At 74.1% G+C, this 8,663-nt stretch carries 9 protein-coding genes; 6 read left to right on the top strand and 3 right to left on the bottom strand.

All coding sequences use genetic code 11. From position 1 onward, the window contains the following. On the bottom strand, positions 1-542 hold a 542-nt coding region (locus NCC78_RS22990; protein ID WP_250796979.1), incomplete at its 3' end, for an aminotransferase class I/II-fold pyridoxal phosphate-dependent enzyme. A 150-nt stretch (positions 543-692) separates the two neighbouring features. Between NCC78_RS22990 and bioB the strand changes: the two genes are divergently transcribed. The 4 genes from bioB (at position 693) to NCC78_RS22970 (ending at position 3,785) form a co-directional block, all read left to right on the top strand. Next, positions 693-1,688, top strand: a complete 996-nt coding sequence (bioB, locus tag NCC78_RS22985; protein WP_250796978.1) for a biotin synthase BioB — start codon at positions 693-695, stop codon at positions 1,686-1,688. Beyond that, positions 1,685-1,882 carry a biotin synthase auxiliary protein BsaP gene (gene bsaP, locus NCC78_RS22980; RefSeq protein WP_308220939.1) on the top strand — a complete coding sequence of 66 codons (198 nt, stop codon included), beginning with the start codon at positions 1,685-1,687 and terminating at the stop codon, positions 1,880-1,882. The genes bioB and bsaP overlap by 4 nt, the downstream gene beginning before the upstream one ends. A 4-nt stretch (positions 1,883-1,886) precedes the next feature. Further along, a complete protein-coding gene (locus tag NCC78_RS22975) occupies positions 1,887-2,393 on the top strand; it encodes a GNAT family N-acetyltransferase (RefSeq protein ID WP_250796975.1) in 507 nt (168 codons plus the stop codon). 162 nt (positions 2,394-2,555) lie between these two features. Beyond that, entirely contained in the window at positions 2,556-3,785 is a 1,230-nt protein-coding gene (locus tag NCC78_RS22970; protein ID WP_250796973.1) for a YbfB/YjiJ family MFS transporter, read from the top strand. On the opposite strand, the gene NCC78_RS22965 is transcribed toward NCC78_RS22970, so the two are convergent. Both NCC78_RS22965 and NCC78_RS22960 read right to left on the bottom strand, forming a co-directional pair. After that, on the bottom strand, positions 3,769-4,848 hold the full coding sequence (locus NCC78_RS22965; RefSeq protein WP_250796971.1) for a GlxA family transcriptional regulator: 1,080 nt from the start codon (positions 4,846-4,848) through the stop codon (positions 3,769-3,771). The genes NCC78_RS22970 and NCC78_RS22965 overlap by 17 nt on opposite strands. Before the next feature lie 129 nt (positions 4,849-4,977). Further along, a complete protein-coding gene (locus NCC78_RS22960) occupies positions 4,978-5,508 on the bottom strand; it encodes a DUF488 domain-containing protein (RefSeq protein WP_250796969.1) in 531 nt (176 codons plus the stop codon). Positions 5,509-5,969: 461 nt separating this feature from the next. On the opposite strand from NCC78_RS22960, the gene NCC78_RS22955 reads away from it, so the two are divergent. Then, entirely contained in the window at positions 5,970-6,710 is a 741-nt protein-coding gene (locus NCC78_RS22955) for an LPXTG cell wall anchor domain-containing protein (RefSeq protein WP_250796968.1), read from the top strand. Positions 6,711-7,095: 385 nt separating this feature from the next. Then, positions 7,096-8,661, top strand: a complete 1,566-nt coding sequence (locus NCC78_RS22950) for an aldehyde dehydrogenase family protein (protein ID WP_250796967.1) — start codon at positions 7,096-7,098, stop codon at positions 8,659-8,661. Positions 8,662-8,663 lie beyond the last annotated feature (2 nt).

The raw sequence follows: 8,663 nt of genomic DNA, 5'->3' as shown, positions 1-8,663 counted from the left end.
CGGGCCAGCGGGGCGAGGTCGCCATCGACGGAGAAGACCGACTCGGTGACCACCACGGCGGGCCGTCCGGGCGCGGCGGCGAGCGCCGCCGCCACCGCCGCCACGTCGGCGTGCGGGGTCACCACGGTCTCCGCGCCGGAGATCCGGCAGCCGTCGATCAGCGAGGCGTGGTTGTGGGCGTCGGAGACGAGCAGCGTACGCGGCTGCACGAGCGCCCGGACGGCGCCGAGGTTGGCCAGGTAACCGGAGGAGAAGACCAGGGCCCGGTCGGTGCCGAGCCAGTCGGCGAGCGCGTCCTCCAGCGCGTGGTGGGCGTCGGTGGAGCCGCGCACCAGCCGCGACCCGGTGGCCCCCAGCCCGTACGCCGACAGCGCCCGCGCCGCCGCGGCGGTGACCTCGGGGTGCGTGGAGAGGCCGAGGTAGTCGTTGCCGGCGAGGTCGACCACGCCGTCGCCGGCGGCCCGCGGTCGCAGCCGGCGGGTCAGCCCCGCCTTCGCCCGCAGCTGGGCGCGGCGGTCGAGCGCCGCCAGCCAGTCCGCCACCGTCACCCCCACGCCTTCCCGGCCGTCGTCGGCCGCTTCCGCCGGGCGAAATTACCACCCGCCGCCGAAGGACCGGCGATTCCACCCCGCGCAGCGGCCCCGACACGCGGGCCGTTTCTCGCGATCCGGCGGCCTTGTAGGGTACGAGCCATGCCAGAGATCCTCGACCAGGCCCGTAACCAGGTGCTGGAGAACGGCGTCGGCCTCGACGAGGCCGGCGTCCTCGCCGTGCTGAACCTGCCCGACGAGCACCTGCCCGCCGCTCTCCAGCTCGCCCACGACGTGCGGATGCGCTGGTGCGGCCCGGAGGTCGAGGTGGAGGGCATCGTCTCGCTGAAGACCGGTGGCTGCCCGGAGGACTGCCACTTCTGCTCGCAGTCCGGCCTGTTCACCTCGCCGGTGCGGTCGGTCTTTCTGGACATCCCCTCGCTGGTGAAGGCCGCGAAGCAGACCGCGGCGACCGGCGCGACGGAGTTCTGCATCGTGGCCGCCGTGCGCGGCCCGGACGCCCGGCTGATGAAGCAGATGCGCGAGGGCGTCGCCGCGATCAAGGCGGAGGTCGACATCCAGGTCGCCGCCTCGCTGGGCATGCTGAGCAAGGAGCAGGTCGACGAGCTGGTCGACATGGGCGTGCACCGCTACAACCACAACCTGGAGACCTGCCGGTCGTACTTCCCGAACGTGGTCACCACGCACTCGTGGGAGGAGCGCTGGGAGACGCTGCGGATGGTCCGCGAGTCCGGCATGGAGGTCTGCTGCGGCGGCATCCTCGGCCTCGGTGAGACGGTGGAGCAGCGGGCCGAGTTCGCCGCGCAGCTGGCCGAGCTGGACCCGCACGAGGTGCCGCTGAACTTCCTCAACCCCCGCCCGGGCACCCCGCTGGGTGACCGCCCGGTGGTGGAGGGCAAGGACGCGCTGCGCGCCATCGCCGCGTTCCGGCTGGCCATGCCGCGCACCATCCTGCGGTATGCGGGCGGCCGCGAGATCACCCTCGGTGACCTCGGCACCCGGGACGGCCTGCTGGGCGGCATCAACGCGGTGATCGTCGGCAACTACCTGACCACCCTGGGTCGGCCGGCGACCGACGACCTGAAGCTGCTCGATGACCTGAAGATGCCGGTCAAGGCGCTCTCCGCGACGCTGTGAGGTTGACCGTGACGCAGACCTGGTGCGACCGCTGCGGCGAGGCCGCGGCGGTCGGGGCGCACGACGGGTGCGCGGCGGCGCGGCTGCTGGAGCCGCCGCGCTTCTGCGCGCACTGCCGGCGGCGGATGAAGGTGCAGGTGCTGCCGGTCGGCTGGTCGGCGGTCTGCGTCGAGCACGGCGAGATCCGGGGCTGAGCCGGTGCTGCGGGGGCGGTCGGTCACGTTGCGTCCGGTGACGGAGGCGGACGTGCCCGCCCTCGCCGCGATCCGGGCCACCCCCGAGGTGCGCCGCTGGTGGCGCGGCGGTGACGACCTCGCCGCGGCCGTCCGGGCCGACCTCGCCGACGGTGGCCTGTCGGTGTACGCGATCGAGCACGACGGCCGGGTGGTCGGCGCGATCCAGTGGTACGCCGAGGACGACCCGGACTACCGGCACGCCAGCATGGACCTCTTCCTCGACCCGGCGGTGCGCGGCACCGGGCTCGGCGGGGACGCGATCCGCACCCTGGCCCGGCACCTGGTGGACCAGCACGGCCATCACCGGTTCACCATCGACCCGGCGGCGTCGAACACCGCGGCGATCCGGGCGTACGCCAAGGTCGGCTTCCGCCCGGTGGGCGTCCTGCGGCGCTACGAACGCGGCGAGGACGGGCGCTGGCACGACGGCCTGCTGATGGACCTGCTCGCCGACGAACTGGCCGACTGACCCCACTTCCGGACATCCGGGACGGGACGCGGGACATCCGGGACGGGACGGTCGATGTCCCGATCCGAGGGTCGCCGGTCCGTCCGGCCGGCCATCGACCACCGACCTACACCGGTTCCACCTGATCAGCGGGCCGACGAGCCCGCCGACCAAGGAGGAACCATGTCCCGACATCCGCACCGGCGCGAGGCGTTGATCGCCCTCGGCCTGGCCGCCGGGCCGGTCGTCGCGCTCGGCTTCACCCGTTTCGCGTACGCGCTGCTGCTGCCCGCCATGCGCGGTGACCTGCACTGGACGTACGCCCAGGCCGGTGGCCTGAACACCGCGAACGCCGCCGGTTACGTGATCGGCGCGGGGACGGCGGTGTTCTGGGCCCGCCGGCTCGGCGACCGGGCCGCCTTCGTCGGCACCCTCGCGGTGAGCGCGCTCGTCCTGCTGCTCACCGCGACCACCGCGGACTACCCGCTGTTGAGCCTGCTGCGGTTCGTCGGCGGGCTGGCCACGGCGGTCTCCTTCGTGCTCGGCTCGGCGCTGGCCGCCCGGGTCGCCACCGGCGGTGGGCAGCGGCGGGCCGCGCTCATGGTCGGGCTCTACATGGCCGGGGTGGGCATCGGCGTGGTGCTCTCCGGGCTGCTGGTGCCGGCGGCGCTGGCGACGGCCGGGGACGCCGGCTGGCGTGCCGGCTGGCTGCTGCTCGGGGTGGTCGCCGCGCTCGCGGTCGTCCCCGCGCTGCTGGCGGTGCGGCGGGTGTCGCCGGTGTCCGGGGCGACCAGCGTGGGACTGCCCCGGGCGGACCTGGCCCGGTTGGCCCCGACCTTCGCCTGGTACGTCCTCTTCGGCGCCGGTTACGTCAGTTACATGACCTTCGTGATCGCGCTCCTGCGTGACCAGGGCCTCGGCACCCCCGGGGTCGCCACCTTCTTCGTGGTGCTCGGGCTCGCCTCGGCGGTGGCCACGCTGACCGTGTGGGGGCGGGTGATCGGCCGGCTGCCGGGCGGTCGGGCGCCGGCGCTGGTGTCGGTGCTGGTGCTGCTCGGCGTGCTGCCGGTGCTGCTGCTCCCGGCCGGGCTGCCCGCGGCGCTGGTGTCGGCGGCGATCTTCGGCAGCTCGTTCATGGCCGGACCGACGGCGGCCACGGTGCTCGCCCGCCGGGCGCTGCCGGCGAGCGGCTGGACCGCGGGCATCGCCCTGCTGACCGTGGCCTTCTCGGTCGGTCAGGCGATCGGCCCGCTGGTCTCCGGCGCGCTGTCGGACTCCGGCGGCGTCGCGGTCGGGCTCTGGCTCTCGGTCGGCCTCCTCGCCGCCGCCGCCGTGGTCGCCCTGCGCCAGCGCGACACCGCGGGGCAGCCGTCGGTCGACGCCGGACGACCGGCCGTCACCGCCCACCGCTGACCGGGCCCCCGACCGGCCCGGCCGGTTCCGTGCCGGCCCGACCGGCACCACCGGTCGGGCCGGCACCACCGGTCGGGACGATGTCGCCGGTGATGCCGGTGGTGCGGAAGCGGGACCGGTAGGCCCCGGGGGTGATGCCGATCTCCCGGAGGAAGACCCGGCGCATCGTCTCCGGCGAGCCGAAGCCCACCCGGCGGGCCACCACGTCGAGCGTGTCGTCGCCGCGTTCCAGCAGGCCCTGCGCCGCCTCGACCCGGATCCGGTCCAGGTACACCGCCGGCGTGGTGCCCAGGTCGGTGCGGAACAACCGGCCCAGGTGGCGCACGCTCACCCCGGCCAACGCCGCCATGCCGGCCAGGTCGTACGGGTGGGCCGGGTCGGCGGCCACCGTGTCCAGCACCCGGCGCAGCAGGTCGTTGCGGGTGCCCGCCGTGCTGGTCCGGACGCTGAACTGGGACTGCCCGCCCGGGCGCTGCATGAAGACCACCAGGTGCCGGGCCACCGCGCGGGCCGTCTCCGGGCCCAGGTCCGCCTCGACCAGCGCCAGGGTCAGGTCGATGCCGGCGGTGATCCCGGCCGAGGTGATGATCCGGCCGTCGACGATGAAGATCGGGTCCGGATCGACGTCGACCGCCGGGAAGTGCGCCGCCAACTGGTCGGCCAGGTCCCAGTGGGTGGTCACCCGGCGGCCGTCGAGCAGGCCGGCGGCGGCGAGGGCGAACGCCCCGGCACAGACCGAGGCGGTCCGGCTGGAGCCGGCGGCGAGCCGGCGGATCCGCTCCAGCAGCGCCCCGTCGGCCGCCGCGGCCTGCCAGTCCGGCGCGCCCGGCACCACCAGCGTGCCCACCGGCCCGGTCACGTCCGACAGCGCCACGTCGGCCCCGAGCCGGGCGCCCGCGCTGCTCACCACGTCCCGGCCGTCGGGCGACGCGAGCAGCGGCCGGTACGCCCCGCCGTGCTCGTTGGCCACGGTGAGCACCTCGAGCGGGCCGGTGACGTCGAGCAGCCGTATCCCGTCGTAGACCACGAAGAGCACGGTGTCACTGCGCCCCGGGACCCGCACACCGTCGAGCGTAGCCAGCCGCCCGGCGGGGCGGAGCGGTTCGTCCGCAGCCGCCGCCGGAGCAGCACCAGCCCCCACCCCGGACGGCGACGACCGGGCCGGTCACCCGGAGCGCAGGCGGGTGGGTCGTCAGCCGACCCAGCGGAGGTCGTGGTCGCCGTGCCGGCGGGCGCCGGCGGCCGGCCGGTGCGGGGCGAGCCGGCCGTCCGGCATCAGGTGGTGCACCGGCACGTCGTGGCCGAGCACCGCGACGTCGGCGATCAGTCGCCGGTGGCAGCGCCACCAGACGCTCTCACTGCACATCACCGCCGTGGTCCGGGCCACCGCGTCGGCCAGCACCGCGTCCAGCGCCGCCCGGAAGTCGGGGGTACGGGTGTGCGCCGCGTACGCCCGGAACGCCGGCACGGTCCACCAGGTGTCCGGCTGCGGTGCGCCGGCCGGGATGTGCCGCCTGCCGCCGAGGCGCGGCTCCCAGCGGTAGCCGATCCCGTCCTCCGGTAGCCAGCGTTCCAGCTCCTCACGGCGGACGTCGGAGTTGCTTCGGCTGGCGGGGAACCGCCGCACGTCCACGACCAGCGCGATCCCCGCCCCGGTCAGCAACTGCCCCAGTCCCGCCCGGTCGGCCGCCCCGTGCCCCACCGTCAGCAGCGCCCGTTCCACCACCCCATCCTGCCGTGAGTCCTGGACGGTCACCGGCCGCGGGGGAACGGCAACCGTCAGGATCTCGTCAGCCGGGGGTGCAGGTGACGCCGCTGAGGGTGAAGGTGGTGGTGGGGGTGAGCCACGGGCCCGGAGCGCTCCCATGGATAACCGGCAATGCAATGCGCGCGTCGTCGCTTCGCGAAGAGCGCCCATCGTGGACCGCCCGTACGTCCCGGCGGGGCCGCCGACCCACCCGCGCCGGGACGCGGGCGTCGCCCGGCGCAGCGTCGTACGGATCATTCGTGTTACAGCGACACGCCGTACCGAGAGTGACCAATCTGGCCACCAAGGTCGGTTAGACCGCCGCGTCTTGCCTGCTCAAGCCGATCGCCCGATATCGACTGCCGACACGCTCCGTGCCATCATGTGCTGTCCCCTCGACCAATCTCGGAGGAATCCTCATGCCACAGCGTCGGCGCGTGGCGCGCGCGGCCGTTTCTGCTGCCGCCGCCACGGCCTGTCTCGCCATCGCCACTCCCGCCTGGGCGACCGGTGCCACCGTTCCGCTCAACCCGGCCCACGAGGGCTCGACGGCGGCCGGGTTCGAAACCCAGGAGTGCGACGACGAGAAGTTCGACAACCTGCCGGCCGGCTACGACGGCTGGCACTTCGTGCTCCCGACCAACGAGGCCGGTGACTTCGAGACCCTGACCCTCACCTTCTCCAACGGGGGCAGCACGCTGACGGTGAAGGTGCCGGACGCCACCGACGCCTACCCCGACTTCCTCTCCGCTAACGGCAACGACGGGCAGGTCAAGCACGCCTACCTGTTCACCCCGGCCGGGTGGACCCTGGTCGACGGCAGCGCCACGGTCACCGGCGAGGCCGACAAGTTCAACCTGAGCCACACCTGCGCCGGCACCGGCTCGTCGCCGACCCCGACCCCCTCGACGTCGGTCTCGCCGTCGACCTCGGTGTCGCCGTCGACGTCCGTGTCGCCGACCGGGTCGGTCACGCCGTCGGAGTCGACCTCGCCCTCGGGCGCGACGACGGCCACGCCGTCGGAGAGCACCGGCGGCAGCGGTGGCAGCAACGGGGGCGGCCTGCCGCTGACCGGTGTCGCCACCACCAGCATCGCGCTGGGCGGCCTCGCCCTCATCGGCGGCGGTGCCCTGCTGATGCTGCGTCGCCGTCGCGACAACATCACCTTCACCAGCTGATCCCACTCAGCGCTCGACCGGCCGCCGGACACCTCGTCCGGCGGCCGGTCGCCTTTCCGGCCCGAGCCGACAGCCAGGCGATCCCCGATGGACACCGGGGGGAACTGATCCGCGAGGGGCCCTCGTCCGTACTGACGGGTAACCCGGTCAGCGTCGTCCGGAGATTCATCACATCATCGATTATTTTAGATGCACCGTCGACGTACGCCCAGGTCAAGGCCGGGTCGTGCGGCCCGTAGGTCGCGTCGCGGCCGGTTGGGCGCGGGCGTGGCGTCCTGACATACGAACGTACTGTTGCCGCCCCGCTCACCGGCGGGCGACAGTCAGCGACACCAGCGGTGCCATCGACGCCGCCGCTCCCGCGGACAACCCTGAGGAGATCGCGATGGCCCTACGACTCGCCGACGGCACCGCCTGGTCCGACACCCTCGCCCGCGCGGTGGCCGCCGTCCCGGAGGCGTTCGGCGCCCCGGTCGACGGCGTCACCACGTTGCACAACCTGGTCCAGGGCGACTGGCACGCGGTCGGCGCCCCCACCCCGGTACGCACGCCGGTCGACAACACCGTCCTGGTCAACCTGGCCCGGCTGGACGCGGAGACCGCCCGCGCCGCGGTGGCGCACTCCGCCGCCGCACACCGCGACTGGGCCGGCACGCCGCTTGCCGAGCGCAAGGCGCGGGTCACCGACGCGCTGGACGCCCTCACCGCGAACCGCGACCTGCTGGCCCTGCTGCTGGTCTGGGAGATCGGCAAGCCGTGGCGGCTGGCCTGCGCCGACGTCGACCGGGCACTCGACGGCGTCCGCTGGTACGTCGCCGAGATCGACCGGATGCTCGCCGACGGACGGGAGCCGCTCTCCGGGCCGGTCAGCAACATCGCCAGCTGGAACTACCCGATGAGCGTGCTCGTGCACGCGGAGTTGGTGCAGCTGCTCGCCGGCAACGCGGTCATCGCCAAGACCCCCTCACAGGGCGGCGCGGTCTGCCTGACCGTCGCGCACGCCCTGATGCGCCGCGCCGGGCTGCCCGCCACCCTGGTCTCCGGCAGCGGCGAGGAGCTGTCGGAGGTGCTGGTCCGGGCGCCCGAGATCGGCGCGGTGGCCTTCGTCGGCGGGCGCTCCAACGGCGGCAAGGTGGCCGCCGCGCTGCTCGACACCGACAAGCGCCACTTCATCGAGCAGGAGGGGCTGAACGCCTGGGGCATCTGGAACTTCTCCCAGTGGGACCTGCTCGCCGGGCACCTGAAGAAGGGCTTCGAGTACGGCAAGCAGCGCTGCACCGCGTACCCGCGCTTCGTGGTCCAGCGGGACCTGGTCGATGAGTTCCTCGACATGTACCTGCCGGTGGTGCGCTCGGTCCGGTTCGGACACCCGCTGGCCGTCGGTGCCGACTGGTCCGCCGGTGACCCGCTGCCCGAGCTGGACTTCGGCCCGCTGATCAGCGCCGCCAAGGCCGACGAGCTGCGCCGCAAGGTCGACGAGGCGGTCCGCGGCGGCGCGGTGCCGCTGCACCGGGGCAAGCTCGACGGCGCGCCCTTCCTCGACGGGCAGGACACGTCCGCGTACGTGGCGCCGTCGGTGCTGCTGGCCCCGCCCGGCCGGTCCCGGCTGATGCACGCCGAGCCGTTCGGCCCGGTCGACACCATCGTCGTGGTGGACACCACCGACGAGCTGCTGGCCGCGATGAACGCCTCCAACGGCGCGCTGGTCGCCTCGCTGGCCTGCGACGACACCGACGAGGCGGCGAAGCTCGCGGTCGACCTCCAGGCGTTCAAGGTCGGCATCAACAAGCCGCGTTCCCGGGGTGACCGGGACGAGCCGTTCGGCGGCCGGGGCGCGTCCTGGAAGGGCGCGTTCGTCGGCGGGGACCTGCTGGTGCAGGCGGTCACCCAGGGCGGTGACGGCCGGCTGTTCGGCAACTTCCCCGACTACAGCAGCTACCCCGGCACCTGATC

The organism is Micromonospora phytophila, from assembly GCF_023656545.1.
In the GTDB taxonomy this organism is placed as follows: domain Bacteria; phylum Actinomycetota; class Actinomycetes; order Mycobacteriales; family Micromonosporaceae; genus Micromonospora; species Micromonospora phytophila.
The sequence above is the reverse complement of the archived record's forward strand: the minus strand, read 5'-3'. Positions and strand labels throughout refer to the sequence as shown.

Bases quoted from the DNA above. Each gene is read 5' to 3' on its own strand.
- bioB (WP_250796978.1), top strand. From the start codon at position 693: ATGCCAGAGATCCTCGACCAGGCCCGTAACCAGGTGCTGGAGAACGGC.
- NCC78_RS22950 (WP_250796967.1), top strand. From the start codon at position 7,096: ATGGCCCTACGACTCGCCGACGGCACCGCCTGGTCCGACACCCTCGCC.
- NCC78_RS22970 (WP_250796973.1), top strand. From the start codon at position 2,556: ATGTCCCGACATCCGCACCGGCGCGAGGCGTTGATCGCCCTCGGCCTG.